We start from the raw sequence: 26,482 nt of genomic DNA, 5'->3' as shown, positions 1-26,482 counted from the left end.
GCGCCGCGGCGGCCCCTCCGGGGCGGCGTGCACCACTGTCGGCCCGGCGCCGCGGCCGCGCCACGGTCCGCCCCTGTGGCCACTCACCTGGTGCGGCATGCGACTGTGCGTGGTCCACATCTCTCATCGTCGCCCGGATGGCTCCACGGCGCTCCCCGGCCCGGCCGCCCCGGCCGACGCCGGGGCTTCGGCGCAGCGGAGGCTACCGGCGGTCACGGGGGCGCCGTCGGCCACGTTGCGGTCGAAGGTGACGCTCTTGACCCGGACGGGCCGTGCGCCGACGGTGACCTCGACGACCGCGTCGAGGTCACCGTCGCTCTGCAGACGGGCGCCGGGCAGCGCGGCCGCCACGGTAGCCGCGTTGTCCTCCTGGCCGGTGGCGTACCGGATGAGCGGCGGGCCCGCCGGGCGCTCGGGCGGTGCGGTCGCCGAGGTGTCGGTGACGACGAACCCGTTGCCGCGCAGGGCGGCGGCGACCTCGGCGTCGTCCACCCGGACGGCGATCCGGGCCGGATCGGTGGGGGCCGGATTCTCCGCGACGGGCTGGATCCGCGTGTCGCCGGTGATCGGGCGGTCCGCACCGAGCGCGGCCCAGAGCGCGGCGGAACGGGCCTCGTCCCACACCAGGGTGGAACCCACACCGGGGACGCGGTGGTCGAACAGCCGGATGGGTACGGTCGCGAACTCCGTCCGGTCCGACCTGAGGCGACCGAGGGCCCAACCGATGCGCACCAGGTCGTCCAGGCCCGTCCGGGCGTCGGTGCGTACGGTCTTCAGCAGGGTGCGCACGGTCCGCGCCGTGCTGATCGGGCCGGCCAGGGCGCCCTCCGCGGTGAGCCGGGCCAGCAGGTCGTTGACCACGCGCTGCTGGCGGCGGACCCGGCCGAGGTCGCCGGGCCGGAGGTTGACGTGCCGGGCCCGGACGTAGCGCAGCGCCCGGTTCCCGTCGGCGAGGTGGCGGCCGGCGCCGATGTCGAGCCCCGAGTTCTCGTCCTTGAGCGGCTTGTCCGTGCACACGGTGGCGCCGCCGAGGTTGTCGACCGTCTGCTCGAAGCCCGTGAAGCCGGTCTCCAAGTAGTGGTCGACGTGCAGACCGGTGGCCTTCTCGACGGTGGCCACGGTGAGCGGGCCCCCGCCGAGCGCGAACGCACCGTTGATCTTGCCGCTGCGGGCCGGGGCGACGGCCGTGGTGCTGGTGGCCGCGTACTCGACGTAGGAGTCGCGCGGGATGGAGACGATGCTCGCGCGCCGCCGGTTCTGCGACAGGTGGACGAGCATCATCACGTCGGTGCAGTTGCAGCCCTTGCCGCCCACGTGGAGCCGCCGCTTCTCGGCCGAGGAAAGTCCGGCGCGGCTGTCGATGCCGACGACCAGGATGTTGGTGCCCCGGCCGCCACCGCCACCTCCGCCTGCCGACGCACTCGCGGCCGAGACGGCCTGGAGGCCCACGAAGGAACCGCAGCAGAGTGCGGTGAGCAGGGTCAGAGCGACAGCGGTACGACGCAAGGCACATCCCCAAAATAGAACGAACCGGCTGAAATGGGGAATGTACTGGTCCCCTGTGCGAGCGGCCGGGCCGTACGCGCCGGGATTCCTCCCCGCAGGGGGCGGGCTTGGTACATCTGCCCGCCGCAGCGGCGGAGCCGGCGCCGGTCCGGTCAGCGCTCGGACAGCTCCGACGGGGCCTCTTGGACGATCCAGCTGTTGCCGTCGGGGTCGGCGAAGGTCAGGAAGGAGTTCCAGGTGCCGCCCTTGCCCTCCTGCCAGCCCGATGCGCCGAGGTTCCGGACGGGCGACACGTCCACGCCCCGGGCCACCAGCTCCTCGCGGGCCGCCTCGATGTCCGTGACGCACAGCTGGAGGCCGTGCAGGGTGCCGGGCGCCATGACCTGGCCGCCGGGTGCCCCGGGCATCCCCTGGAGCATGGCGATGGAGCACCGGGAACCGGGCGGGGTCAGCTGGATGATGCGCACGCCGGGGGAGACCTCGTCGTCGAGGTCGACGCCGAAGCCGACCTGGTCGGCGTAGAAGCTCTTGGCGCGGTCCATGTCGGTGACAGGGACGGGGACGACTTCGAGCGTCCAGTTCACGGGGTGTCTCCTTCGGGGGATCGGAGGGTCGCACGGCGGGGCGGGTCCACCGTTTCCCATGGAGGTGCGGTGGCGCACGTCGAAACGCCCGGCGGGCGCCGACTTCTGCGGGAGGGGCGGAGCGGTCGTCGCGGGTCAGTCGTCGGGGAGGACGCGGCCGTCTTCGTCGAGCGTGAGGTGGATGCGCGCGGGGTCCTGGCTGTTGACGTCGGACGGCCGGGGGCCCTCCGGCCCGTCGGGCCCCCAGCGCAGCAGGCGGCGGGTACGGACGATCTGGTACAGGGTGCCCTGGAACTCCAGCCGGTTGACGCGTCCGGCCCGGAGCGTGTCGGCGGCCCCGGCGTACGCCGCCAGCTTCGCGGCCCGCAGGTCGGCGCTCTCCCCGCCGCCCGCGGCCGTCCCCGTACGGGCGTCCGTGCGCGGGTCGGCGTCCTCGGGGATGTGACCGCGCATCCGCGGCCACATCCAGGTCAGGGCGAAGTCCAGCGACTTGCGGGCGGCGTGCGGAGTCGCGTGCGGGCCGCTGACCGGCCGCCAGCCGTCCGTGGTCCGCTCCACGACGCTGAAGGTCGGCGGCATCAGCAGAACGTCCGGGTGGGTGTCCAGGGCCCGCCGAGAGTCGGCGCGCACCTCCTCGGGGAACCGCCCGCCCGTGTAGCACAGGCCGCGCAGCGCCAGCTGCTCGAACGCCTGGGTCGGGGTGACCGGTGCGTCCGGATCCACGACCAGACCGTCATCGATCTCGGGCTCCCGGACGGTCCGTTCCCAGTCGGGGACGAGGGGCTCCGGATCCGTCGGGCGCGGCGCCTCGATGCCGCCCGGGCCCGAAGCCGCGTACTCCTCGGCCCGCACCACCCGGTACCGGGTCCCGGCCACGAGGAGTTCGTCGACGCGCTCGCTCTCCAGCCGGGCGACCGCCGCCAGCAGCTCGCGCCGCTCCGCCCTGTCCTGCGCATCGTCCTTCGCCTGGAACCACAGCCGGGAGTTCAGCCCGTCGCGCGCCTGCTGCGGGCAACCGGCCGTCACTTCGAGCACCACCCGCCACCGCGGCCCGTCCTCGGCGGACTGCGCCGCCACGCCGAACAGCGGGCCGCGCACCACCACGTCACCCGCCCGCGCCGCGGCGTCGAGCGCGTCGGCTTCCATTGCGGCTTCCACCGGTTCCACCGGTACCCGCACCACCACCGGCCGCGACCCGCGCGGCCCCATGTCCCCACGGTCCATGGCCCCATCCTGCCGGCCGGTGCGGGGCGCCGCCCCTGATTCGCCGATTCCCCGACCCCGAGGGCCCCGCGCGCGGTACCGTCCGCGCACCCCCGGCACGTTCCCGGCACACCCCTGACATTCGTCACTGTTCGTCCCGCGGTACGCGCGCGAGCCTGGGGGAGGGGAAAGACGCGGAGACGAGGGGCAGGGGGCGGCCATGACGGCCTGGGCCTGGTGGCGGCACTGGTCCGGCACCCGCACGAGGTCGACGAGGAGCGGGTAGTCCTGCGGACCGGCTTCCTCGGCGACGTGGTCCTGCCGCGCCCGGCGGTCCGCTCCACCTCCCCGGTGGTGCGCACCGTTCCCGGCCGCGGCCCGAGGCCCGTGCCCGGCGAACCGGGCGCGGTGGCCTGCTCGGTGGAGAGCGCACTGAACGTGGCCGTACACCTGGACCCGCCCGTACTCCTCGACCTCGGCCCGGCCGGGCCCGTGGAGGCGGCGACCGTGTACGTCTCGGCGGACTCGCCGCACGCCCTCGCGCAGGCCCTCCGACGCGTGGTCCCGCCGTACCGGAGCTAGCCTGGACGGGGGGATTCCGCCCGCCGGCGAGTGGGGAGGGAGGTCCCCGTGGTGACCCCGAGACTGCGCGTGACCACACTGGACGCGGGCCCCTTCACCCTGCCGAAGAGCGACCTCCTGTACGGGGCGAGCGGCACGGTCACCGTGCCCTCGACGGTCGCCGTCATCGAGCACGCCACCCACGGACCGATCCTCTTCGACACGGGCGTCAACCACTGCGTCGCGGATCCGGAGGCCGCCGAGGCCCACTGGGGCCCGGGCCTGCGGGCGGCGTACGGCGCCGAGGGGTTCACTCGGGCACACGCCGTCGACGCGCAGCTGGAGCGGCTCGGCTACCGGCTCGCCGACGTCAGGTACGTCCTCTACTCCCACCTGCACCTCGACCACGCCGGAGGGATGACCTACTTCCCGCACGCCGTGCACGTGGCCCAGCACGACGAGCTGCGCCACGCGTGGTGGCCGGACCGCTGGACGGCCCGGGGCTACGCCTTCGAGGACTATGCGGGCGGCCGGAACTACGACTTCCTCGAACTGAGCGGTGACACCGACCTGTTCCGGGACGGCACGCTCACCCTCGTGCGCACCACCGGGCACACCCCCGGCCACCAGGGGGTCATCCTCGACCTCGACCACCACGGGCGGATCGCGCTCATGGGCGACGCGGCCCACCTCCAGCAGGGGCTGGAGCACGACGTGCCGATGCTCAGCGACTGGAACACCCAGGAGAAGATGCTGACCTACGGGCGGCTGCGCGCCCTGTCCCGGTCCGGCATCCGGGTCTTCCTCTCCCACGACCCGGAGCACTTCGCCGCCCTGCCGCACGACGGCGAGTTCTGGGACTGACCCCCCGGCAGGACCGCCTGCGAGCCCCCCGGCAGGGCCGCGCGCCACCCCACCGGGCGCTGTCCCCCGAGGGGGTCCGGTGGGGCGGGATCGTGCAGCGAGGCAGCCCGCCTCAACCCTTGGATGGGAATGCTCCGACTGTAGGACCCGCCACTGACAATGCCCGGAGGGCCGGGCTCGAACTCGAACGCACATCCGATGAGCGGCCCGGTCCGGCCGGCTCGGAATGCTGGACCCGCCCGTCCGGCGCACCCTGGGATGTGCGGGACCGCACCGAAACCGTCCCGCCCCGGTGCCGCCCTCCGGCGGCCCCGACGCGTGGGGAGGCAGAACACATGGCCAAGTCCGACGAACCGAAGGGCTGGGGGCCGCTTCCGGACCCGCCCCCGGAGCTGTTCAACGCGCCCCCGGGCGAGCCGCTCGACGACGCACGGCGCACCGCGGTCCTCGACTGGACGGTGAACCAGTACGTCGCCCTCGGATGGCGCGTCGAATCGCGCTCCCCGACCCAGGCGGTGCTGGTGCGCGGCGGCAACGTCAACCACCTCCTGCACGCGATCCTGACTATCTTCACCTGCCTGCTCTGGGGCGTCGTGTGGATCGTGCTCGCCCTGGGGAACAAGACGGAGCGCGTCGCCCTCACCGTCGACCCGACCGGCCGCGTCCAGACCGTGCACGGTCCGGGCTGACCCGGACGTCCGACCGGACCGACCGGATCGACCGGACCGGTCACACGTCCGGGAACTCCGGGGCGATGCCCAGCGTGGGCGCGATGGCCCGCCAGATAGTCGACCGGGCCGTCGCGAGGTCCACCCGGGGGTCGTCGAGCATCAGGCGGATGCCGAGGCCGTCGCACAGGGCCAGCACCAGGGTGCCGAGCGCGCTGACGTCGCAGTCGGCGAACTCCCCCGAGCGGATGCCCCGTTCCACGGCTCCGCCGACCCACGCGTGCAGTTGGTCGTACAGGTCGACGGCCAAATGTCGGGCCGCCGCGTCGCGTTGGGCCCGTACCCACAACTCCTGCCAGAGCTTCCAGTCCTGGCGCAGTTCCGCGTCGGTCGGCAGCATGCTCCGCAGGATGCGGGCCAGGACGACCGAGGAGGGCACCGAGTCGGGAACTCCCTCGGTGTCCGTACCGGTCTGGGCGAAGGAGTGCGTCATCGCCTCGGCGAAGAGCTTCTCCCGCGTGTCGAAGTGGTAGTGCAGCAGGGCCTTCGACATACCGCCGTGCTCGGCGACCTTGCGCATGCTGACGTTCTCGAAGCCGATGTCGGCGATGACTTCGCACGCGGCCGTGAGGATTCGCTCACGCGTCTCGAGTGCGCGCTCGGCCTTGGTCACGTTGGCTGCTCCCCGTGTCGGCGCCCGTGGACCGGGCGGGTGGGCCCGGTTGCCGTGGCCACCACACCAGAACCTGCTGATCGCCGCGATCGTCGTCCCGTTCTTCGCCAACTACCTGGTCCGGATGTACGGCTGGTCCGTGGTCCTCTCCGACGACGGCCCGCTGCTGAAAGCCCTGCGCGCGACCGGTCTCGCCGACGACGACACCAAGATCCTCCAGACCGGTGCGGGAGTGATCGCCGGGCTCGTCTACGGCTTCGTCGTCTTCATGATCATCCCGCTGTACGCGGCGATGGAACGCATGGACACCTCCCTCATAGAGGCCGGCCGCGACCTCTACGGAGGCCCCCTGCGCACCTTCTTCTTCGTCACCGTCCCCGCCACCCGGCAGGGAGCGGCCGCCGGCTGCGTCCTCGTCTTCCTGCCCGCCATGGGCGACTTCGTCAGCGCCCAGCTCATGGGAGGCCCCGACCAGATCATGATCGGCAACCTGATCCAGGACAAGTTCTTCCAGGGCCAGAACTGGCCGCTGGGCTCGGCCCTCACCATGCTGCTGATGGCCGTCATGTTCCTCGGGAAGCTCGGCTACCTGCGACGCACCCGCAAGGACGAGGCGGAGGCCGCCCGATGAGCACCCGTAGCAGTACCAGCACCAGCACCAGCACCAGCCCGGGCCCGGGCCCGGGCACCGACACCCGCACCCCGCAGCGCCGCCGCCGGGGCACAGCCGAGCGCCGCCCCCGCTTCGCGGTCGCCGTCACCGCCCTCTTCTTCGCGCTCCTCTACCTTCCCGTCGGCGTCGTGGTCCTGTTCTCCTTCAACTCCCAGAAGTCCCTCACCGTCTTCGACGGCGTCAGCTTCCGTTGGTACACGGCCATCCTCCACGACGAGGTGCTCCTCGACTCGCTCGGCATGAGCCTGCGGGTGTCCCTGGTCGCCATGGCCGGCTCGCTCGTCCTCGGGGTGGCCCTGGCCCTGGGCCTCGTACGCAGCCGCAGCCGCCTCGGCTCGTTCGCCGGCCTGATCATGCTCGTCCCGCTGATCACCCCGGAGATCGTCACGGGCGTCGCGGCGATGCTCCTCTTCAAGGGCCTCGGCATCACGCTCTCCACCACCACCGTGATGCTCGCCGAGATCACCTTCTCCGTCTCCTACGTGACCGTCATCCTCCGCTCCCGCATCGCCGCCCTCAACCCGGAGGTCGAAGAGGCCGCCATGGACCTCGGTGCCACCCGCGGGCAGGCACTGCGCCTGGTGACCCTGCCCGCGCTGCTGCCCAGCATCCTCGCCTACTTCACCACCGGCGTCGACCCGCAACCGCTGTCCGTGCGCATCTACTCGGCGATCAGGTTCGGCGTGCAACCCACCATCAACGCCGTCGGCACCCTGATGCTGGCCGGCTCCATCGGCCTCATCGTCCTCGCCCTCGCCATCCCGCGCCTGTTCGGGCGCAGGGGCGGCCTCGACCTGCTCTCCAGGAAGTGACAATCATGCCCGCGACACCCGAGCAACCGACCCCCACGACCACCACCCCGACGTCGACCCCCCTGCTGACCCCGACCCCCATCCGTCCGACCCCCGCCGTCCGCCTCGACCGCGTCAGCAAGCAGTACCCCGCCGCGGGCGGCGTCCACGCCGTGCGCGACGTCGAACTCGACATCGCACCGGGCGAGTTCTTCTCCCTCCTCGGCCCCTCCGGCTGCGGCAAGACCACCCTCCTACGGATGATCGGCGGCTTCTCCGCCCCCACCGCGGGCGGCGTCCTCCTCGACGGCCAGGACGTCACCGACCTGCCGCCCAACAAGCGCAACGTCAACACCGTCTTCCAGAGCTACGCCCTCTTCGACCACCTCTCGCTCGCCGACAACGTGGCCTTCGGCCTGAAGCGCAAGGGCGTCGGCCGCGCCGAGATCCGCGAGCGGGTCTCGGGCATGCTCGACCTCGTCCAGCTCGGGCACCTCGCGAACCGCAAACCGGCCACCCTCTCCGGCGGCCAGAAACAACGCGTCGCCCTCGCCCGCGCCCTCGTCAACCGGCCCCAGGTCCTGCTCCTCGACGAGCCGCTGGCCGCCCTCGACCTCAAACTGCGCCGCCACATGCAGGTCGAGCTCAAGCAGATCCAGCGCGAGGTCGGCATCACCTTCGTCTTCGTCACCCACGACCAGGACGAGGCCCTGACCATGTCGGACCGCCTCGCCGTCATGAACGAGGGTCGCGTCGAGCAGTGCGGAACGCCCGAGGACGTGTACGAGCGCCCCACGAGCAGCTTCACCGCCTCCTTCATGGGCACCTCCAACCTCGTGCCCGGCAGCTACCGCTGCGGCCGGGTCGTCCTCGACGAAGGCCCCGAACTGCCCGTGGGCCAGCGGCCGTCCGTCCCCGAAGGCAGCAGGGTGAACCTGTCGATCCGCCCCGAGAAGATCTGGCTGTCCGACCTGGAGCCGGACATGGCCCGCGCCACCGGGGTCGTCCGCGAGACCGTCTACTGCGGTCCGACCACCACGTACCTGATCGAACTGGCCCCCGGCGTCACGGTGTCCGTACTGGAGCAGAACACCGTCCGGTCCCGCAGGGAGGACCGCTGGAGCGGCGGCGAGCGCGTCGAGATCGGCTGGAAGCCCGAACACTGCCTCGTCCTGGACTGAAGCCGCCCCGACCTAAGGAACACCCCCATGAACCACGACGTCATCGTGCTCGGCGCCGGCCTGGCCGGCCTCGCCGCGGCGCGCGACCTCGCCGCCGGCGGAGCAGACGTCCTCGTCGTCGAGGCCCGGGACCGGGTCGGCGGACGCGTCGAACAGACCCGACTCCCCGACGGCCGGTTGGTCCAACTCGGCGGAGAGGTCGTCGGCCGCGCCCACACCGCCTACCTGGACCTCGCCGCGGAACTCGGCCTCACCCTGGTCCCCAGCTACGTCGCCGAGCCCGGCGCCCTCACCCGCGCCACCCCCGAAGGGGTCTGCGCGGGCGATCCGCCCCACTGGTTCGGCCCCGGCGACGACGCCTGCCACCAGAAGGTCACCGCCGCCTTCCGCGCACTCGCCCGGGCCGTCGACCCGGCCGACCCCTGGTCCCACCCCGACGCGGCGGCCCTCGACCGGACGTCCGTCGGCGACTGGCTGCGCGCCCAGGGAGCCACCCCGGCCGTCGTCCGCCTCTGGGAGATAGGCCAACTCGCCCTCGCCGACGGCTCGTACGAGCGCACCTCCCTCCTCGCCGCCCTGCGCAAGCACGCCGCGGTCCCCGGCCCCGGCGCCTACGACTACGAAGCATGGGAAGGCCTCCGGGTCGCCGAGGGCTCCGCAACGGTGGCCCTGCGCATGGCCGCCGACCTCGGCGGACGCATCCGCACCGGCGCGCCCGTCCGGGCCGTGACGGTCCGCCGGCCCGGCCACTGCTCCGTACGGCTGGACGGCGGCGAGACCCTCATCGCCGGCGCCGTCGTCAGTGCCCTGCCCGTCGGCCCGCTGCGCGAGGTCGCCGTCACCGGCGTGAGCGACGAGCGCCTCGCCTCCCTACACCGCCAACGTTAGTCCCTCGCCGCGAAGTTCGTCGCCGCGTACGACCGGCCGTTCTGGCGCGAACTCGGCCGGAGCGGCCTCTCCGAATCCGAAGGGGTCCTCGGCAGCACCTGGCCGCAGAGCGACGGCATCCTGTCCGCCCTGGTACCGCCCGAGCGGCTCGGCGTCCTGCTCGGCACACCCGCCGCGCTGCGCACTCGCGAACTCCTCGCCGACATCGCCCGCCTCTACGGCGACGAGGCCCACCGGCCGCTCGCCACCTACGTCCGGACGTGGGGCACCGACCCGTGGACGCAGGGGTACGTCACCCAGTGGACGCCCGGCGACGTCATGGCCGTCGGCCCCCGCCACGGCACCCACGAACCCCCCTTCTACGTCTGCGGGTCCGACCAGTGGGTGGCCGGCTACATGGAAGGCGCCGTACGCACCGGACGCGATGCCGCCGGAGAGGCGCTGCGCCGTGGCTGACCCCGTGCTCAACCACCTGGCGGGCGTGGACCGGCCCGCCGCCTCGGGAGAGACGATGGAGCTCGTCGACCCCGCCACCGGCCGGGTGCACGGCCACGCCCCGCGTTCCGGCAGGGCCGACACGGACGCCGCCTGCGCGGCAGCCGCAGCCGCGTACCCGCACTGGTCCCGGACCACACCGGCCGTGCGTCAGCGCGCCCTGCTCGGCATCGCCGACGCGATCGAGGAGCACGCCGAGGCCTTCACGGCCGCCGAGACCGGCGACACCGGCAAGCCGCCCCGGCAGTTCGAGGCCGAGGAACTGCCCGCGATCGTCGACACCCTGCGCTTCTTCGCCGGAGCCGCGCGCAACCTGCCGGGTCTCGCGGCCGCCGAGTACGCCGAGGGCCGCACCTCCGTACTGCGGCGCGAACCGGTCGGGGTCTGCGCCCAGATCACCCCGTGGAACTACCCGCTGATGATGGCGGTGTGGAAGATCGCCCCGGCCGTCGCCGCGGGCAACACGACCGTGCTCAAGCCCGCCGACACCACTCCCGCCTCGTCCGCGCTGCTGGCCCGCGTCGCGGCCGAGCACCTGCCGCCGGGCGTGCTCAACGTGGTCTGCGGCGACCGCGACACGGGCCGTGCGCTCACCGCCCACCCCGACGTCGCCCTCATCGCGGTCACCGGCAGCGTGCGCGCCGGCCGACAGATCGCCGCCGCCGCGGCCGCCGACCTCAAACGGGTCCACCTGGAGCTCGGCGGCAACGCCCCGGTGCTCGTCCACGACGACGTGGACGTCGTGGCGACCGCCGCCGCCCTCGCCGCGGTCGCCTACTACAACGCGGGCCAGGACTGCACCGCGCCCACCCGGCTACTGGTCCACCACCGGGTGCACGACGCGTTCCTCGCGTCCTTCGCGGCGGAGACGGCCAAACTGCGCACCGGCGCCCCGGACGAGCCGGACGCGGACTTCGGCCCGCTGAACAACGCGGCCCAGCTGGCTTCGGTACGGTCCCTGCTCGAGCGACTGCCGCGGCGCGCCGAGCTCGTCACCGGCGGCGCCCGCCTCCCACGGCCGGGCTTCTTCCACGAACCCACCGTCGTCGCCGGCGTGCGCCAGGACGACGAGATCGTGCAGGAGGAGATCTTCGGCCCCGTCGTGACCGTCCAGCCCTTCGCGGACGAGGCGGAGGCCCTGCACCTGGCCAACGACGTCCGCCACGGCCTCGCCGCCAGCGTGTGGACGAGGGACCACGACCGCGCCATGCGCGCGACCCGGGCCCTGCACACCGGCATCGTCTGGGTGAACACCCACGGCACCACCGTCTCCGAAATGCCCCACGGCGGGGTCAGGCACTCGGGCTACGGCAGTGACCTCTCGATGGCGGGCCTCCTGGACTACACGCAGGTCAAGCACGTCATGCTGTGAGCTGGCCAGGGGTCCTCCACAGGGTCAGCCGTTCAAGGAGGTCATCAGCTCGGGTGCGTAGCGCTCGCCCGAGGCCACTCCGTGCGGCGCCACGGCGTCGAGGGCGGCCAGCTCCGCCGGGGTGATCGTCACGGCGGTGGCGGCGATGTTCTCCTCCAGGTAGCGGCGCCGCTTGGTGCCCGGGATGGGGACGGCACCCTGGTGGAGGGTCCAGGCCAGGGCGAGCTGCGAGGGGGTGACGCCCTTCTCGGCGGCGAGCCGGCGGACCTGGTCGACGACGGCCAGGTTGCGGTGGAAGTTCTCTCCCTGGAACCGCGGGTCGGTGCGCCGGAAGTCGTCCGCGGCGAAGTCGTCCGGGCTGCTGATGGCACCGGAGAGGAATCCGCGTCCGAGCGGGGAGTAGGCGACGAGCCCGATGCCGAGCTCGCGGAGGGTGTCCCGTACGCCGTCGTGTTCGATGCCGCGCTCGAAGAGGCTGTACTCGGTCTGTACGGCGGCCAGCGGGTGTACCGCGTGGGCGCGGGTGATCGTGGCGGGGGAGACCTCGCACAGCCCGATGTGGCGGACCTTGCCGGCCTCGACCAGCTCGGCCAGGGCTCCCACGCTCTCCTCGATGGGCACGTTCGGGTCGACGCGGTGCAGGTAGTAGAGGTCGATGTGGTCGGTGCCCAGGTGGCGCAGGGAGCGGTCGGCCGAGCGGCGGATGTACTCGGGGCTCCCGTTGTGGCCGAGGAACGCGCCCCCGTCGCTGAACTCGATCCCGGTCTTCGTGGCCACGACGGCGGCCTCGCGGCGCCCGGCCAGGGCCTTGCCGAGCAGCTGCTCGTTGCGGAAGGGGCCGTAGCCCTCGGCGGTGTCGAGGAGGGTGACGCCCAGCTCCAGGGCGCGGTCGATGGTGGCGAGGGACTCGGTCTCGTCGGTGGCGCCGTAGTGGGCGCTCATGCCCATCAGACCGAGGCCCTCGGCGCCGACCTCCAGTCCCTGGCCGCCCAGTGCGCGGATCTCCATGGTGTGCTCCTCACAAGAAAGTAACTAACTGGATAGTTCGAGTCTGCGACGCAGTGACCTCGCTTGTCAATAACCAGATAGTTACTTGCTAGGCTGCAGCCCATGGCACGGGATTCCAACGCGACGAAGGCGCGCCTGCTCGACGCCGCCTTCACCGAGTTCGCGACGTACGGCATCGCGGGTGCGCGCGTCGACCGCATCGCCGAGGCGGCGCAGGCGAACAAGCGGCTCATCTACGTCTATTACGGCAACAAGGAGCAGCTCTTCGACGCCGTGCTCCAGCGGGCCCTCGCGACGGGATCGGAGTCCGTGCCCTTCGACGTGGAGGACCTGCCCGGCTACGCGGGGGCGGTCTTCGACCACCTCGTCGAGCGGCCGGCGCTGATGCGCCTCGTGCTGTGGAAGCAACTGGAGCGCCCGGGATCCACGGACGCGGAGTCCGCTTCCTACGACGGCAAGATCGAGGCGGTTCGGCGGGCGCAGGAAGCGGGCCGCATCGATGCCGCGGTGCCCGCGGCGGACGTGCTGACACTGGTCATGGGCCTGTCACAGGCCTGGTTCGGCGCCGTGGGCGGTCCGGCGGCGGATGCGGCGGGCACCGGCTGGGCCGCCGAACGGCGCGCCGAGCACCGTGCGGCGGTGGTGGAATCCGTCCGCCGGATCACCGCACCCGCACCCGCACGCCGGCCGGAGGGCCACTGAGGGCGTCCACGGTCAGCGCTACGGCCGGGCGAACTCCAGCAGCGTCCGCTCGTACCGCCCGCCGAAGCCCACCCGGGTGACGTCCTCGAACGGGAACTTCGACAGCCGAGGGTGCCACCGCGCCTCGGTGTCGATCTCCCGCAGCCGCAACGACTTCGGCCGTACGGCGGCCACCTCGCCGATCCAGCAGGAATCCGGCGCGTCCCGCTCGACGTGCAGGGAGACCAGCCCGAAGGCCCGGGAGGCGCCCTCCGCCAGGTCCGCCAGTCCGTTTAGGGCGAGTTCCGGCTCGGGCGCCCGGGCCGGCCAGCGCCCACGGCGCCGCAGTGCCCGGACGGTGAGGCAGTCCATGCCGCCCCGCCACCCGACCTTGGTGACGTCCGCGGTGCGTACCGCCGCCCAACCGTCGAGCTGGACGTCACTGCACAGGGCCATCAGCGTCCACGCCGCGCTCGTGCCCACGACGAAACCGTCGAGCCGGTCCGCGCCCCGGATCGCCGACCGGTGGACGCGGACCAGAGCACCTGACGACAGTGCCTCCGCGAGCCGTGCCACGACCTTGTCGTCCATGTTGTGCACGTTGTCCATGGGTAGATCCTGCACCGCCCCGGGGCCCGACGGCACTTGGGTTTCGACCCGTCCGCGTCCCCGCGTCAGCGGGCGAGGAACGGCCGCAGCGCCGCGACGAGTTCGGTGGGGGCGTCGAGTGCGATGAGGTGGGCCGCAGCGGGGAACTCGACCAGAGCGGCGCCGGGGATCTCGGCGGCGTACCGGCGGGCGATGTCCTGGAAGTCGGCGACGTCGAGCAGACCGATCCCGACCAGTGTGGGAACGGCGATCGTCGTGATGTCGCCCGCCGGGCCACCCCGGGAGTGTTCCCCGACCGCCTCCTGGTTCACCAGCGACGTCCGTACGGGGGTACGGAGCCGTTCGGCCAGCCCCGGAGCGACGTCCTCCCAGCCGCGGCCGGGCCCGCGCAGCCACATGTCCAGGTTCACGCCGACCGCGCCGTCCAGGTCGCCCGAAGCCAGGGCCGCCGTCTCGGCCTCGTCGTAAGCCACCATGTCCGCCGACCAGTCGTAGCCGGGCCACGGCGGGGAGAGCAGCGTCAGGGACTGGACCCGGCCGGGGTGGGCGAGGGCGAAGTTCACGGCCACCCGGCCGCCCCAGGACGCGCCGACGAGCCGGACGCTCTCGTGACCGAGGTGGTCCAGGAGCCGGCACAGGTCGTCGGTCTCGGCGAACGGCCCGGTCGGGGGCGCGGACTCGCCGAAGCCGCGCAGGTCGTACCGGATGACGGTGTTCTGCTCCGCGAGGGCGGGTACGACCGCGTCCCACATGGTGTGGTCCGCGACGCCGGCGTGTACGAGCACCACGGGCGGACCGTCGCCGGTGACGCTGTAGGAGAGGTGGCCGAGATCGTCGGCAAGGATGAGCATGCGCAGATGGTCGCAGGTCAACGCCCCGCAGGCCATCCGAATTCACGGCACCGCGGTCTCATGTGTGCGCATTGCGCCAGAAGTCGGATGCGAGCAGTTCCCGCAGGAGTCCGACGACGAGCCGGGGCCGTCCCACGAAGGGCGAGTGGCCGGTCTGCCACTCGCGCACGTCGGTGCAGCGCGAGGCCATCCTCCGCTGTAGGCCCGGGTCGACGGCCCGGTCCCGGGCGCAGACCACGTAGGTGGAGGGGGTGTCCTTCCAACTCTGGCGCTCCGGAACTCCTCGCCCACAGCCGGGTGCTTGGGCCCGCAGGAGGTCGACCGCGCGGGCGGCGAACGGTTCGGGACAGTCGTCGTAGAGGGCGGCGGTAGCCAGATCGGGGCACAGACTGGTCGAGCCACCGGGCCCGGGGCGGATCGCCGCCTTGAGCCGCGAGGACGCCCCACCCAGACCGGCCGCGCTCTCACCGGCATCCGGCACGAAGGCCGCCAGGTACACCAAGTGCCCTGCTCCGCTCACCCCGGTGATCACCGAACCGCCGTAGGAGTGGCCGAGCAGGATCGCAGGCTCCCGCAGCGCGTCGACGGCGGCCTGGACCGCGGCGGTATCGGCGAGCAACGAACCCCGGTGGAGCTCGGGAACCACGACCTCGGTTCCGGAAGCCCTCACCTGCTCCGCCACTTCGGCAAAGTGCTCAGGACGGTGATACAGGCCGTGGACGAGTACCACAGCGGCCATGCGCCCCCTCCTCAACTCCGGCATCGATTAAGTGATCTTCACACGGTGTGCGGCTGTTGCGCGTAGGCCCGCCGGGGCGCGGTCGGGGCGGCGGCGGACCCTTCGCCGCGAACCGGACTGCAGGCGCACAGGTGAGGGACTCGACGTGTGCGGGCTGCCCGAAGCGGATGCACAACCCGCACCGGTCCTCGTCCCTCCACACGCCACCGGTCACCGCGTACCGCGGCTACCGCCCGAACAAGCGCCGCAAGAACCCGACCGACAAGCCTGCCAAGCCCACGATCACCCAGGACCGTGTTCCGGAGAGCCGGTGTCGGTCCGGGATGAGATCGTTTCCCGCATGGCCGAAACAGACGAAGCAGAAACCGACGTCGAGCATGCCGTCATCGCTCGCTATCGACTGGCCGACGCTGGCCTTGGCGAGCCAAGCCAACGGGAGGTCGTCCGCCAGGCCCAGTCCCTGCTGACCGACGTGATCGAGCAAGCTGACGTCGGCGAGTTCGACGGAAACGAGTACGGAGGCGGTGAGGTGGTCCTCTACGCCGACGGACCGGACGCCGACGCACTCTTCGCTGTCATGGCACCCATCCTGAACGACCTGCCGTTCCGGCCGGCGCACGTTGTCCTGCGCTACGGCTCCGCCGATGACCCATCCGCTGCCGAGCACCGCATCGACCTCTGACGAGACGAGTCACAAGCCCCAGGAGCCCTAAATGTGCGTGGACGGCCTGCCGGTGATCAAGTATCGTCCGACTCCGGACCACGTCGCGCGAGACGAACGGAAGGAGGCGAGTGCCGTGCAGTTCACAACCATCCAGCGCTCCCTCCTCGTTACCCCGATGTGGTTCGTCTGATCCGAGGCCGGGAGTGCACCACGCAGTACACGTCCCGGAGGAATCCATGACCGATCTGGTCATCCGCGCGCTCGACGAGAGCGACGCCCAGCTGTTCGACGCACACCCCGATCCGCTGAACGCCCGTGCCGCCCACGAGCGCACCACGCACCGCCCCGACTGGAAGCGGGTGGCCCTGCGCGACGGCACGGTCGTCGCCCGCGGCGCCTGGTGGGGCGGCACCGACGACGAGGCACCCGTCAACGTCAACTGGTTCGACGTCGCCGAGGGCGAGGTGGAGGCGGGGGCCGAACTCCTGCGCTCCGCACCCTGGCAGGTCGAGCTCGAAATCAACCTCCCCGGCGACTGGCGCGACCACCCCGACCTGACCGCCGCCGCCCAGACGCGCTTCGCCGCCGCCCGGGCGGCCGGCTACGAACTCCTGGTGGAACGCTTCCTCTACCGCTGGACCCCGGAGCGCGGACTCCCCGAACGGCCCGGCCGCCTCGTCTTCGGCGCCGAACCCGACGACGCGGTCTTCTTCGACGCACTGCGCCGCATCCATGCGGCCACCCTGGACGCCCACGCGCTGAAGGCCATAGCGGAGGGCGGCCTCGACCAGGCCGCGCAGGAGGAGCTCGACTTCTTCCACTGGTGCCCGTCCCCGAGGGAGTGGTGGCAGGTCGCCCGCACACCCGACGGCGACCTGGCCGGCATCCACATTCCCGCACACAACCCCTCCGGACCGACCATCGGCTTCATCGGCGTCCTCCCGGAACACCGCGGCCGAGGCTACGCCTACGACCTCCTCGCGGAGTGCACCCACTTCCTGGTGGAGCACGGCGCCGAGGCCGTGACCGGAGCCACGGACCGGGGCAACTTCCCCATGGCTGCGAACTTCGCCAAGGCCGGCTTCCCCGTGGTCCGCGAGCGCATCAACTTCCACCCCGCCGCCCCGTACGCGAAGTAGAAGCGGTCCCGGTAGAAGCGGCCCCGACCCTCGCCCCGCGCCGTGAAGTTCTGGCTGCGGGGCGAGGACGTCCGGGGCCCCCTCACCCAGGTGGCCCATGCGTCGGGCTGCGCCTGCGCCGCCGAACGGGCCCGCCCGGCCGCCGCCCGGCGGAGCCGGAACCCGACCGGAGCCCGTCCCCTCAACGTCGGTCGGGAAGGTGCCAGCGGTGCGGGGCCACGAGTGCGTCGATGCTGTCGGGCCCCCAGGTTCCCGGGGCGTACGGTTCCACGGGCGGGGGTGCGTCCAGCAGCGGGGCCGAGACCTCCCACAGGCGTTCGATGCCGTCGGAGCGGGTGAAGAAGGACTGGTCGCCGAGCATGGCTTCCAGGAGGAGGTGCTCGTAGCCCTCCAGGGAGTTGTCGGCGGTGAAGGAGCTCCGGTAGCCGAAGACCATGTCGGCCTCCGCCAAGCACATCGACGGGCCGGGCTCTTTGACGAGGAACCGGGCGGTGATGGAGCCGGGATCGGCGAAGTCGATCACGAGCTCGTTGCCCCGGCCGTCGACGGCGGCACGCGCGTTCAGGGGGAACATGCCGAGGACGGGTTCGCGCAAGCCCAGGGTGACGACGTGCCGGCCCTCGGCCAGTGCCTTGCCGGAGCGCAGGAGGAAGGGGACGCCGGCCCAGCGCCAGTTGTCGATCTCGACGCGCAGGGCGGCGAAGGTCTCGGTGTCCGAGGCCGGATCGACCCCGGGCACGGCGCGGTAGCCCGTGTACTGTCCGCGGACGACGTGCCCGGGATCCAGCGGCCGCAGGCTGCGGAAGACCTTGACCTGCTCGTCCCGGAGCGACTGCGCGTCGAGCACGACCGGCGGTTCCATCGCGACGAACCCGAGCAGCTGGAAGAGATGGGTGACGATCATGTCGCGGAAGGTTCCGGTGCCCTCGAAGAAGTGCGCGCGGCCCTGGATGTCGATCTGCTCGGGCACGTCGATCTGCACGTGGCTGATGTGCTCGCGGTTCCAGAGGGGTTCGAAGAGGCCGTTGGCGAACCGGAGGGCGAGGATGTTGTCCACCGCCTCCTTGCCGAGGAAGTGGTCGATGCGGAACACGCGGGACTCGTCGAACACGGCGTGGATGGCCGCGTTGAGCGCGCGGGCGGACGCGAGGTCGGTCCCGAAGGGCTTCTCGACGATGACACGGGCGTCCTGGGCGAGGCCCGTGGCGCCGAGGAGTTCGACCATCGAGGTGAACGCGACGGGCGGGACGGCCAGGTGGAACAGCCGCCGCGGAGTGCCGCCGACGGCCTGCTCGGCCGCGCGCACCGCCGCCACCAGCGGCTCGGGGGCCTCCGGATCGGCCGCACCGAAGGACAGGGCGGACTCGAACTCCTGCCAAACGGGGCCCTCGGGGCGCGAGCGCCCGAACTCCGCCACGGCCTGCCGGGCGTGGGAGCGGAAATCCTGGTCGCTCAGGGCCTCGGCCGCCGGGGCGGAGCCGACGATGCGGTAGCGCGGCGGCATCAGCCCCGCCTTGGCGAGATGGAACAGGCCGGGCAGCAGTTTGCGCCGGGCCAGGTCTCCCGTAGCGCCGAAGAGGACGATGACGTGGTCGGACGGGATCGACTCGGCGGCCTGCACGGACCGGGTGGCCTGCGCGGACTGGGTGGGCTCGGTCATGGCGGGCATCCTCACGCGTCGGCGCCGGGGCGCTCCGTGGCCGAGGTACGGGACCGGTATCCATCCGCCCGAGTCCGACTCGTACGAGGTGTACGGGCGTGCCTGAGGCCGTTCGCCGCACTTCCGTTCCGTTCGGTCGCAGCGCCCTGAGCACCCACTGTGCGCGTTCACCGCGGATCCGGCGCCCGGGACTCCGCCAACCGGGTCACGGCACGGGGACGGGACGCGCGCATCTCGGCCGGCCGGGCGGTCGATGGGGGTCGTTTCGCTGACGGTCGGGTGTCGTCCTCGGGACTAGTCTCAGATCGTGGGACAGCCTCTGGAGAGCGTCGAAGGCGCAGGACCGTTCGTCACCCGGCGCACCTGGCGGCGTCCCGAGGGGGACACGGTGGTCTGGGATTCGCGGCTGGCGCGCAAGCGCGGCACGCTGCTGGTCCGGGGCCCGGGGGACCCGGCCGGCCGGGTCTCGACCGCCGAGCCCGGCGCATTGCGCCGTCTGCGCAGGGTCAACGTCGTGGCTTCCGGTGCGTTCGTCATCGGCGGGGCGTTGTTCGCCGTCGGCGCCGCGGTCTCGCAGTTCGGTTCCGGTGATCCGCTGGTCAGCGCATGGGTGTACCTCGTCGGGGGGCTGTTCTTCAGCACCGGGGGCTACGTCTCGGTCCTGCAGGTATTGAACGCGCCCCGGCACGCCCGGGGTGGCGGTTTCCAGGTCACCGCCGGCTGGCGGTGGTGGGGGTACGAGCCGATGCGGCTGGACTGGCTGAGTACGTTCGTCCTGTTCGCCGGAACGCTCGTGTTCGGCGTCAACCTGCTGGACTCCTTCCTGGAGGGCCTCACCGTCAGGCAGGTCAATCGGCTGATCTGGACTCCGGACGTCATCGGGTGCGTGCTGTTCCTCGTGTCGGGGCACCTCGCCTTCGTCGAGATCTGCCATCGACCCTGGCCGTGCGTCCGCTCCCGCAGTCTCGGGTGGTGGGTCGTGGCGGTGAACCAGCTCGGTTCGATCCTCTTCATGGTCTCCGCGCTGGCTGCCTTCACCCGCCCCGCGACCGGAAGCCTGGTCAACGTCGACATCGCCAACTGGGGGACGCTGACCGGTGCACTGTGTTTCTCGTTCGGCGGGGTGCTGCAGCTCTTCGAGCGGCCGTAGGCGGTTCGGCCGGACCTCAGGGCCGGCGTCGTTCTCCGAGCGCGAACGACGCCCGTTCCTGCCACTTCGTCCCGTCGTGCACCATGAGCTCGACCGAGGAGACGCGGGAGGTGAACGGGAGTCTGACCGCGAGGTCGGTCTCGATCTCCTCCAGGAGGCTGTCTTCCTGGCCTTGAGCAATGGTCAGGTGCGGCACGACCTCGGCAAATCGGCCGCCGTACGGAGGAGCCTCGGGCCAACGACCGGCGATCGCCTCCGTGAGCCGACGCAACTGCGTGTCCGGCTCAGGTACGAGATACAGCACGTCCGGGAGCCGCCCACACTTCTCGAACCGCAGGTCGAAGGCGGGCTGCCGGCCCAGCACGTCCGCGAGGGCGCAGTGGACGAGCCCGTCCACGCGGCTCTCGTGGAGGAACGGGAAGAGCACGGTGACATGGGCCGGAACCCCGGCCCGGGCCGAGGGGTCGAGCCGCTCACGCCACCTGCGGACGGACGGCTCCGCCTCCGGGATCCGAACGATGAGCCCCGTCTGGCCCGCCTGAAACGCATGGGTGTTGTCCTCTGCCATGACACCGCATGGTGTCACCTCGCCGGTTTCCGTGAGCACCGGGAGTGCCGATGCGCACGGAACGTCGCGCGGACCCCGACCGTCGCCCTCCGGGTCAGTGCCGCCACCCGTTCCGGCGGCGCCAGAACGGGTGCGCCGGCCACCGCCGCTCCTCGGCGTAGGACTGCGCGTGATGGTGGTGGTAGGCGTCCGCGACGCCGTCCAGGAACGAGACGTAGGACGCGAGGGCGCCCGTGTCGCCGGCCAGGCACCGGTCGACGGCCCGGCCGGCGCGGGCCCCGGCGTGCAGGGCCGTGAGGATGCCCTGGGAGGACAGGGGGTCGAAGGCGATCGCGGCGTCCCCGGCGGCGACCCATCCGGGGCCGACCGGCGGGGACAGCCGCAGTCCGTGGGCGGCCGTCCAGTGCGGCGCGGGGGAGTCGGCCGGGTCGTACCCGCTCAGGCGGTCCCGTACGTGCCGGGTACGGGCCGCCGCGCACCGGAACCCGTCCGCGGTGCGCAGCCCGGCAGGGGCGAGGTCGGCGTCGGTGAGATGGGCGACCACCCGCCCGGCGGGGACCCTGGCGGTGTACCACCAGCCCTCGGGCACCGCCTCGACGAGGGTGCGCAGTTCCAGGTCTCCGGGGTGACCGTCCGCCCCGCACGCGCCGAGCAGCGCGAACGCGGCCACGAGGCGGTCCTGCCGGCGGCGCCGGGCCAGACGGCGGCCGATCAGGGCCCGGCGGCCGGTCGCGTCCACGACCCAACGGGAACGCACCTCCCGCACGCTGCCGCCCCGCTCCCGTACCAGAAGGTGCTGCTCCCCGACCGCGCTGCAGTGGCCGATCACGACGGCCCGCCGGATCAGTGCGCCCGCGGCCACCGCGGCCTCGCGCAGCGAGGCGTCGAAACGGGCACGGTCGAGGTGCCAACCGTGGCCGTGCGGGTCGAACAGGTGGCTGTGGCCGTGCAACTGGACGGATCCCCAGGACGCCTCGGTACCCGGGCAGCTCAGGTGCGCGTCGGAGGCGAAGGCGGACGAGAGCCCCAGATCGTGCAGGAGCGGCCGGGCCGCGGGCGGCAGGGTCTCGCCGATCGTGAAGGCGGCGGAGGCCGCGCCCGACGGGCCCCCGTCCACCAGCAGGACGTGTCGGCCGGCCCGGGCCAGGACCAGAGCGGCGACGGCCCCGGCCGGGCCGCCCCCGGCCACGACGGCCTCGAACCGCCCGGTGAGGGGAACCGGGCCGGTCCGAGCGGTCACGGCGCCTCCGGGAAGCGGGCGACCTTCTCGAAGTACCCCGCCAGCACCTCCCCGTCCGGCCGGCCGGCAGCGGCGATGGCGGCGGCCACCGCTTCCTCCCGCACCGCGGGATCGGCGGCCTCGGGCACGTGCAGGCACACGAGGTTCCGCAGCGGGGGCGGAGCCTGTTCGGGATGGAAGCTCACCTCTGACTCCACCAGCATCGTTGCGGGGAGACTCACCACGTCACTGGGGCCGGAGCCGTCGCTTGAGCCGTCGCTTGAGCCGGAGTCACTACCGTCGTCGGCGGCCGGGCCCTCCCGCCGTGCGACGATGCCGAGCTTGCCGAAGTCCTTGACCATGGCGTTCATCTGGGCGATGCGGTCGGACGGCAGCCACCTGTCCCACACCGCCCTGTCCTCGAAGGCGGTGCGACGGTCCTCGGGGTCGGCGGCCGGGTCGATGGCGGTCCGGTAGTTCTCCTCCGTCAACACGTGGTTGGGCACCCGTGCCGGCCAGAAGGTGGGCAGGTACGGGTCGTACCGCGGCCCGAAGCCCAAGTAGTAACCGGAGCGGCAGCGGGCGGTGTCGGTCTGCCAGGGCACGGCCATCCAGCGGGTCAGACCGCCCGGCTCCTGGGCGTACACCGGACCGTCGAGGCCGAGCGCCGTCTGCGGGGTGAGCGTGGAGCCGTAATCGGGTTCGGGCCGGGCGGGGTCGCGGTGGCGCACGCGGAAGGGTGCGGAGTACAAGGTGGCGTGACGCATCGGCCAGGTGAGCTCGCAGCCGGGGTGGAAGGCGTCGGCCAGGCAGTAGGACAGGGCGGCCCGGTCGAGGGCCGCGGGGCGCTGCGCGAGCGGTAGGCCGTCGAGCGCCGCGGGCGGTGCGGCCCGTGGATCGTGGTCGGCGTCGAAGTCCCCGGCGGCCCAGCGGGCGAGCATGCCGTACTGCAACGGGGAGAGCGCCAGGTGCTGCCGGGCGGAGACCGGTCGCACGCTCATCGAGTCGCCGTAGATCGGCGGCCAGGGCACGGGGGAGAGCCCGTCGCGGTCGGGATCCCGCATCATCGCCCAGATCTGCCGGCGCAGTTCGTCGCGCCGGGCGCCGTGGCCGGCCAGCTCCGCCAGTCGCTCGGGGGCCAGGAAGTGCTCGCGCCCACCGTGCCCGAACAGGGCCGCGATGCCGCGGTTGACCCACTGCAGCTCGCACAGGCGGCGCAGCACCGGTAGCACGTCGTGGGTGAACGAGACCCGCTCCGGGGGTGCCAGCATGCCCGCACCCACGAAGGTGTCGTACATCAGGTCGTACATCGTGCGCACCGACTTCAGCTCCGGTGCGAAGTTCGGGGGAGCGACCACCACCCAGGCCGGATCGACCGGGACGTCCCTGCCGTCGATGCGGACCTGCGCGGTGACCGGGCCGTCGCAGGTGTCGTCGTGCCAGCCGTCGTTGTTGGCGAAGTGCGTCGCCTGGGCGGTGGGGTACGAGGCGGACACGCCGCGTCCGCCGAGGAAGAGCAGGCGGCCGGCGCCATCGGTGCGCAGCTCGCCCAGGTAGACGGGGTGCCCAAGGAACGTGCCCGAGTCGAAGGCGTACTCGGGCTTCCCCGCGCGGTCGCGGCCCCGGATCGAGCGGCGCCCGGGTGTGATGGCCAGCCGGTGTCGCTCCCCGGCGGGCACCGTGGTGAGGTTGCGCAGCGTGGTCGCGGGGGCCTGTGCCGCCTCGGGGATGTCCAGTGCCAGCTGGAACTGGTACCAGGCGGCCTTCTTGTTGGCCACCTCCACGGTCCAGCGCAGGTCGGCGTTGTCCGCCGTCAGCTCGGCAACCGCCTCGCCCGCGGCGTTGTAGCCGTACACCCGGAACCGGACGGCCTGCCGCTTGAGCGCGCCCCTCGCGTCCTTGTACGTGCCGGTGGCTGGTGGGGGAGCCCCGTCGACCTCCGGGGCGAGGAAGAACTCCTCCGCGCTGTCGCCGACCCTGGCCACCCCGATCGCCGGGTGCACGGCGGCCCGTACGATCCGGGTGTCGCGTCCGTGCGGTTCGGTACCCGCCGGCCGTGCGGGACCGGGTTCGGCCGCCGGAGTGCCGTTGGCGTCGCGCCGCCGGGCCGCCGCCGCGTGGTAGACGACCTTGCGGGCCTCCGCGATGCTGCCGACGGGCCGGTGTTCCGACAGGCCGTGCCAGGGGTTGAAAGCGAGGTTGTCCCCGTACTCCTCCTGCCCCCGTGCGGTCGTGTCCTGCTGATGCAGGGTCAGCGTCGCCACCTTCACGGGCGCGCTCTCGCCCTCCTCCCAGCGCACGGTGGCCCGGTCCAGCGGCATCCGGTCCGGGTCCGTCCGGAACTGGAGCAGCAGGTCGAAGGCGGCCGGGCCGGCGGCCAGCCGGTGGTGCAGGTCCCCGCGCAGGAAGGAGGGGTCTTCGTCCGGCGGTGTCGCCCGGGGGTCGCCGTCCGCGCAGCCGGCCGGGGCGAGCTTGTACTTCACGTGCCGGTCCGGTCCGAACGAGTACGGCAGCACGCCCCAGTACGTCGACGTGAGCGTGCTCTCGACGGGCTTGCGCATGTCCGTGAGGATCTGCCGGGTGAGGGGGTGTTGTTGCTGGTACACGGCCGGGTCCAGCTGGAACTCGCACATGTCCCGGGCCGTGTCGACGAAGAAGACGTCATGGTTCTGCAGCACGAGGTCCTGGGTGTCGGCCCGGGTGTCGTCCTGCAGCAGCTTCGGCCCGGGCACGCCGAACAGCTTGATGCCCCACCCAACGGTCCTGCGTAGGTCCGGCCGCTCCGGCTGGGTGTCGCTGGAGACGCGCACCCAGGCGGTCAGCCCGCCTTGGTCCGCCGCGGCTTCGAGGAAACCGATGCGGAGCTCGGGCGGCAGGTCGGGGGCGACCGTCAGCACGCCGCGGGCCGCACCGTGGAACTTGGCGAAGACCGGGCGCAGGAGGGGGTCCTGCCCCTGGGCCACGCGGTCCCCCATCCGCTCGCCCACGAACTCGGCCACGATCCCGGCGATCGGCTCGTTGACGCAGTCGCGCGGAGGTGGCTGCGCGGGGCCGTCGGACACCTCGGGGCGCTCCGCCATGACTCTGCTCCTGCCTGTCGAGGGCCCGCCGAGCCGACCGCGCGCTGACGCGCCTGACGCGAACCAGCCTGCCCGACAAAATGCAAGATAAGGGATGGTCTGCGCAGTCGCGTCGTATCGACGCGGCGAACCCGTGTGGCTCGGCCGAGTGCCCGCTCCTGACCACCCGGCAGTGGCGAACCGGGTCGCTGCTCCGAGTCGGCCCCCAGCCCGCCGCGGCGGTCGCCGTCGGGCCCCCTAGGGCGGCGGTGCGGACCGGGGCCACCGTTCGTGCCGCACGCGGCCACCTCGGACCCCGCGGAACATCCGCGTCAGATCGTGCGGCGGAGCCGCGGTGTCGGCCGTCTATCGGGGGCTGTCGGTCACATGTCGGCAGTTCGTTGGCGGGGCCCGGCACCTTTCGAGGGACGGCCGCCCGGAGCACGCCGGGCGGCCCGATCCCGAAGGAGCCATCATGCACACGCCCGTCACGATCATCGGCGCGGGACTCGGCGGACTCGCGCTGGCCCGCGTCCTCCACGTCCACGGAATCCCGGTCACGGTCCACGAGGCGGAGCCCTCCCCGGCGGCGCGCACCCAGGGCGGGATGCTCGACATCCACGACTACAACGGGCAACTCGCCATCAAAGCAGCCGGCCTGATGAACGAGTTCCACGCCATCGTCCTCGAGGGCCGCCAGGCGATGCGGGTCCTCGACCCGGACGGGAACGTCCTGCTCGACAAGGCCGACGACGGCACCGGCGGACGCCCCGAGGTGCAGCGCAGCGAACTGCGCCGGATCCTGCTCGACTCGCTCCCGGCCGGCACCGTCCGGTGGGGGAACAAGGCCAGCAGTACCCGGGCTCTCGGCGAGGGCCGCTACGAGGTGACGTTCGCCGACGGCGGCACCGTCTCCACCAGCCTGCTGGTCGGTGCGGACGGCGCGTGGTCACGGATCCGGCCGTTGCTCTCCACCGCGACACCCGCGTACGCCGGCACGTCGTTCGTCGAGACGTACCTGTTCGACGCCGACACCCGGCACCCGGCCGCCGCGAAGGCGGTGGGCGGCGGGATGCTGATCGCGCCCGCGCCGGGGAGGGAGATCTTCGCTCACCGCGAAAGCGGCGACACCCTGCACACCTACGTGGCGCTGGCCAGGCCGCAGGACTGGTTCGCCGCCATCGACTTCACCGATGCCGCCGCCGCCACCGCGCGGATCGCGGCCGAGTTCGACGGCTGGGCACCGGAACTCACCGCCCTGATCACCGACGGCGACACGGCGCCGGTCCTCCGCCCCCACTACGCCCTGCCGACCGGGCACCGGTGGGACCGGGTACCGGGAGTGACTCTGGTCGGTGACGCGGCGCACCTCGCGCCCCCGAACGGCGAAGGCGCCAACCTGGCCCTCCTCGACGGCGCCGAACTCGGCGAGGCAATAGCCGCACACCCCGACGACATCGAGGCCGCGCTCACCGAGTACGAGCAGGCCATGTTCCTCCGCAGCGCCGCCCCCGTCACTTTCGAAGGCGTCGAACTCTCCGAAATCTTCTCGGGTGACAACACGGCCCACGGCCTGATCGACATGATCACCCAGAAGGGAGAATGAGCCGCTAGCCGAGATCACGACGGTGGCCGGCACCTCTTCCTCAGGTGCCTCACTGGGGTGCCGGAAACCG

At 72.5% G+C, this 26,482-nt stretch carries 24 protein-coding genes and 1 pseudogene; 13 read left to right on the top strand and 12 right to left on the bottom strand.

Annotation, left to right across the window (positions count from 1 at the left end; all coding sequences use genetic code 11):
- Positions 1–123: 123 nt before the first annotated feature.
- The 3 genes from OG207_RS01285 to OG207_RS01275 form a co-directional block, all read right to left on the bottom strand.
- The gene (locus OG207_RS01285; RefSeq protein ID WP_329095025.1) at positions 124–1,506 is read right to left on the bottom strand and encodes an LCP family protein; all 1,383 of its coding nucleotides are present in this window, start codon (positions 1,504–1,506) and stop codon (positions 124–126) included.
- A gap of 152 nt (positions 1,507–1,658) precedes the next feature.
- Positions 1,659–2,090 carry a VOC family protein gene (locus OG207_RS01280; RefSeq protein WP_329095023.1) on the bottom strand — a complete coding sequence of 144 codons (432 nt, stop codon included), beginning with the start codon at positions 2,088–2,090 and terminating at the stop codon, positions 1,659–1,661.
- Between the two features lie 135 nt (positions 2,091–2,225).
- The gene (locus tag OG207_RS01275; RefSeq protein ID WP_329095022.1) at positions 2,226–3,314 is read right to left on the bottom strand and encodes a DUF5954 family protein; all 1,089 of its coding nucleotides are present in this window, start codon (positions 3,312–3,314) and stop codon (positions 2,226–2,228) included.
- Between the two features lie 216 nt (positions 3,315–3,530).
- On the opposite strand from OG207_RS01275, the gene OG207_RS01270 reads away from it, so the two are divergent.
- The 3 genes from OG207_RS01270 to OG207_RS01260 all read left to right on the top strand — a co-directional run bounded on the left by OG207_RS01270 (position 3,531) and on the right by OG207_RS01260 (position 5,407).
- Positions 3,531–3,875 (top strand): hypothetical protein, encoded by a 345-nt coding sequence (locus OG207_RS01270; RefSeq protein ID WP_329095019.1) that lies wholly within the window; start codon positions 3,531–3,533, stop codon positions 3,873–3,875.
- 48 nt (positions 3,876–3,923) lie between these two features.
- The gene (locus OG207_RS01265) at positions 3,924–4,718 is read left to right on the top strand and encodes an N-acyl homoserine lactonase family protein (RefSeq protein WP_329095018.1); all 795 of its coding nucleotides are present in this window, start codon (positions 3,924–3,926) and stop codon (positions 4,716–4,718) included.
- Between the two features lie 335 nt (positions 4,719–5,053).
- Positions 5,054–5,407: a hypothetical protein gene (locus tag OG207_RS01260; protein ID WP_329095016.1), complete on the top strand. Its 354-nt coding sequence runs from the start codon at positions 5,054–5,056 to the stop codon at positions 5,405–5,407.
- 40 nt (positions 5,408–5,447) lie between these two features.
- On the opposite strand, the gene OG207_RS01255 is transcribed toward OG207_RS01260, so the two are convergent.
- Positions 5,448–6,059 (bottom strand): TetR/AcrR family transcriptional regulator, encoded by a 612-nt coding sequence (locus OG207_RS01255; RefSeq protein WP_329095014.1) that lies wholly within the window; start codon positions 6,057–6,059, stop codon positions 5,448–5,450.
- Positions 6,060–6,108: 49 nt separating this feature from the next.
- Here OG207_RS01255 and OG207_RS01250 point away from each other — a divergent pair, with 49 nt between their 5' ends.
- The 5 genes and pseudogenes from OG207_RS01250 to OG207_RS01230 all read left to right on the top strand — a co-directional run bounded on the left by OG207_RS01250 (position 6,109) and on the right by OG207_RS01230 (position 11,459).
- Positions 6,109–6,690 (top strand): ABC transporter permease, encoded by a 582-nt coding sequence (locus OG207_RS01250; RefSeq protein ID WP_329095012.1) that lies wholly within the window; start codon positions 6,109–6,111, stop codon positions 6,688–6,690.
- The gene (locus OG207_RS01245; protein ID WP_329095010.1) at positions 6,687–7,544 is read left to right on the top strand and encodes an ABC transporter permease; all 858 of its coding nucleotides are present in this window, start codon (positions 6,687–6,689) and stop codon (positions 7,542–7,544) included. Before OG207_RS01250 ends, OG207_RS01245 begins: the two co-directional genes overlap by 4 nt.
- Positions 7,545–7,549: 5 nt before the next feature.
- Entirely contained in the window at positions 7,550–8,704 is a 1,155-nt protein-coding gene (locus OG207_RS01240) for an ABC transporter ATP-binding protein (RefSeq protein ID WP_329095008.1), read from the top strand.
- 27 nt (positions 8,705–8,731) lie between these two features.
- Positions 8,732–10,048, top strand: a pseudogene (locus OG207_RS01235) (flavin monoamine oxidase family protein).
- Positions 10,017–11,459, top strand: coding sequence for an aminobutyraldehyde dehydrogenase (locus OG207_RS01230; RefSeq protein WP_443072634.1), 1,443 nt, complete (start codon positions 10,017–10,019; stop codon positions 11,457–11,459). The pseudogene OG207_RS01235 and the gene OG207_RS01230 overlap by 32 nt, the downstream one beginning before the upstream one ends.
- A 24-nt stretch (positions 11,460–11,483) precedes the next feature.
- On the opposite strand, the gene OG207_RS01225 is transcribed toward OG207_RS01230, so the two are convergent.
- Positions 11,484–12,467, bottom strand: coding sequence for an aldo/keto reductase (locus tag OG207_RS01225; RefSeq protein ID WP_329095004.1), 984 nt, complete (start codon positions 12,465–12,467; stop codon positions 11,484–11,486).
- Positions 12,468–12,569: 102 nt separating this feature from the next.
- Between OG207_RS01225 and OG207_RS01220 the strand changes: the two genes are divergently transcribed.
- Positions 12,570–13,169 (top strand): TetR family transcriptional regulator, encoded by a 600-nt coding sequence (locus OG207_RS01220; protein WP_329095002.1) that lies wholly within the window; start codon positions 12,570–12,572, stop codon positions 13,167–13,169.
- Positions 13,170–13,187: 18 nt separating this feature from the next.
- Here OG207_RS01220 and OG207_RS01215 read toward each other — a convergent pair whose 3' ends face one another.
- The 3 genes from OG207_RS01215 to OG207_RS01205 all read right to left on the bottom strand — a co-directional run bounded on the left by OG207_RS01215 (position 13,188) and on the right by OG207_RS01205 (position 15,347).
- Positions 13,188–13,757 (bottom strand): hypothetical protein, encoded by a 570-nt coding sequence (locus OG207_RS01215; protein WP_329095000.1) that lies wholly within the window; start codon positions 13,755–13,757, stop codon positions 13,188–13,190.
- A gap of 65 nt (positions 13,758–13,822) precedes the next feature.
- The gene (locus OG207_RS01210; protein ID WP_329094998.1) at positions 13,823–14,608 is read right to left on the bottom strand and encodes an alpha/beta fold hydrolase; all 786 of its coding nucleotides are present in this window, start codon (positions 14,606–14,608) and stop codon (positions 13,823–13,825) included.
- A gap of 58 nt (positions 14,609–14,666) precedes the next feature.
- A complete protein-coding gene (locus OG207_RS01205; RefSeq protein WP_329094997.1) occupies positions 14,667–15,347 on the bottom strand; it encodes an alpha/beta fold hydrolase in 681 nt (226 codons plus the stop codon).
- A 340-nt stretch (positions 15,348–15,687) separates the two neighbouring features.
- Here OG207_RS01205 and OG207_RS01200 point away from each other — a divergent pair, with 340 nt between their 5' ends.
- Both OG207_RS01200 and OG207_RS01195 read left to right on the top strand, forming a co-directional pair.
- Entirely contained in the window at positions 15,688–16,029 is a 342-nt protein-coding gene (locus OG207_RS01200; protein ID WP_329094994.1) for a hypothetical protein, read from the top strand.
- 218 nt (positions 16,030–16,247) lie between these two features.
- Positions 16,248–17,150 (top strand): GNAT family N-acetyltransferase, encoded by a 903-nt coding sequence (locus OG207_RS01195; protein WP_329094992.1) that lies wholly within the window; start codon positions 16,248–16,250, stop codon positions 17,148–17,150.
- Positions 17,151–17,331: 181 nt separating this feature from the next.
- On the opposite strand, the gene zwf is transcribed toward OG207_RS01195, so the two are convergent.
- Positions 17,332–18,810: a glucose-6-phosphate dehydrogenase gene (zwf, locus tag OG207_RS01190; protein WP_329094990.1), complete on the bottom strand. Its 1,479-nt coding sequence runs from the start codon at positions 18,808–18,810 to the stop codon at positions 17,332–17,334.
- 307 nt (positions 18,811–19,117) lie between these two features.
- Here zwf and OG207_RS01185 point away from each other — a divergent pair, with 307 nt between their 5' ends.
- The gene (locus OG207_RS01185) at positions 19,118–19,960 is read left to right on the top strand and encodes a hypothetical protein (RefSeq protein WP_329094989.1); all 843 of its coding nucleotides are present in this window, start codon (positions 19,118–19,120) and stop codon (positions 19,958–19,960) included.
- Between the two features lie 16 nt (positions 19,961–19,976).
- On the opposite strand, the gene OG207_RS01180 is transcribed toward OG207_RS01185, so the two are convergent.
- From OG207_RS01180 to OG207_RS01170, 3 genes are all read right to left on the bottom strand, one after another.
- Positions 19,977–20,528 (bottom strand): 2'-5' RNA ligase family protein, encoded by a 552-nt coding sequence (locus tag OG207_RS01180; RefSeq protein WP_329094987.1) that lies wholly within the window; start codon positions 20,526–20,528, stop codon positions 19,977–19,979.
- 94 nt (positions 20,529–20,622) lie between these two features.
- Positions 20,623–21,768, bottom strand: a complete 1,146-nt coding sequence (locus OG207_RS01175; RefSeq protein WP_329094985.1) for a tryptophan 7-halogenase — start codon at positions 21,766–21,768, stop codon at positions 20,623–20,625.
- Positions 21,765–24,827 (bottom strand): LodA/GoxA family CTQ-dependent oxidase, encoded by a 3,063-nt coding sequence (locus tag OG207_RS01170; RefSeq protein WP_329094984.1) that lies wholly within the window; start codon positions 24,825–24,827, stop codon positions 21,765–21,767. Before OG207_RS01170 ends, OG207_RS01175 begins: the two co-directional genes overlap by 4 nt.
- Before the next feature lie 454 nt (positions 24,828–25,281).
- On the opposite strand from OG207_RS01170, the gene OG207_RS01165 reads away from it, so the two are divergent.
- Positions 25,282–26,412, top strand: a complete 1,131-nt coding sequence (locus OG207_RS01165) for an FAD-dependent oxidoreductase (protein WP_329094982.1) — start codon at positions 25,282–25,284, stop codon at positions 26,410–26,412.
- Positions 26,413–26,482 lie beyond the last annotated feature (70 nt).

It is taken from the genome of Streptomyces sp. NBC_01439, assembly GCF_036227605.1.
In the GTDB taxonomy this organism is placed as follows: Bacteria; Actinomycetota; Actinomycetes; order Streptomycetales; family Streptomycetaceae; genus Streptomyces.
Note: the sequence above shows the minus strand (reverse complement) of the source record. Positions and strands in the feature narration are given on the sequence as shown.

Bases quoted from the DNA above. Each gene is read 5' to 3' on its own strand.
- OG207_RS01275 (WP_329095022.1), bottom strand. From the start codon at position 3,314: ATGGACCGTGGGGACATGGGGCCGCGCGGGTCGCGGCCGGTGGTGGTG.
- OG207_RS01260 (WP_329095016.1), top strand. From the start codon at position 5,054: ATGGCCAAGTCCGACGAACCGAAGGGCTGGGGGCCGCTTCCGGACCCG.
- OG207_RS01245 (WP_329095010.1), top strand. From the start codon at position 6,687: ATGAGCACCCGTAGCAGTACCAGCACCAGCACCAGCACCAGCCCGGGC.
- OG207_RS01240 (WP_329095008.1), top strand. From the start codon at position 7,550: ATGCCCGCGACACCCGAGCAACCGACCCCCACGACCACCACCCCGACG.
- OG207_RS01230 (WP_443072634.1), top strand. From the start codon at position 10,017: ATGCCGCCGGAGAGGCGCTGCGCCGTGGCTGACCCCGTGCTCAACCAC.
- OG207_RS01225 (WP_329095004.1), bottom strand. From the start codon at position 12,467: ATGGAGATCCGCGCACTGGGCGGCCAGGGACTGGAGGTCGGCGCCGAG.
- OG207_RS01220 (WP_329095002.1), top strand. From the start codon at position 12,570: ATGGCACGGGATTCCAACGCGACGAAGGCGCGCCTGCTCGACGCCGCC.
- OG207_RS01215 (WP_329095000.1), bottom strand. From the start codon at position 13,757: ATGGACAACGTGCACAACATGGACGACAAGGTCGTGGCACGGCTCGCG.
- OG207_RS01210 (WP_329094998.1), bottom strand. From the start codon at position 14,608: ATGCTCATCCTTGCCGACGATCTCGGCCACCTCTCCTACAGCGTCACC.
- OG207_RS01205 (WP_329094997.1), bottom strand. From the start codon at position 15,347: ATGGCCGCTGTGGTACTCGTCCACGGCCTGTATCACCGTCCTGAGCAC.
- OG207_RS01200 (WP_329094994.1), top strand. From the start codon at position 15,688: ATGGCCGAAACAGACGAAGCAGAAACCGACGTCGAGCATGCCGTCATC.
- OG207_RS01195 (WP_329094992.1), top strand. From the start codon at position 16,248: ATGACCGATCTGGTCATCCGCGCGCTCGACGAGAGCGACGCCCAGCTG.
- zwf (WP_329094990.1), bottom strand. From the start codon at position 18,810: ATGACCGAGCCCACCCAGTCCGCGCAGGCCACCCGGTCCGTGCAGGCC.
- OG207_RS01180 (WP_329094987.1), bottom strand. From the start codon at position 20,528: ATGGCAGAGGACAACACCCATGCGTTTCAGGCGGGCCAGACGGGGCTC.
- OG207_RS01170 (WP_329094984.1), bottom strand. From the start codon at position 24,827: ATGGCGGAGCGCCCCGAGGTGTCCGACGGCCCCGCGCAGCCACCTCCG.
- OG207_RS01165 (WP_329094982.1), top strand. From the start codon at position 25,282: ATGCACACGCCCGTCACGATCATCGGCGCGGGACTCGGCGGACTCGCG.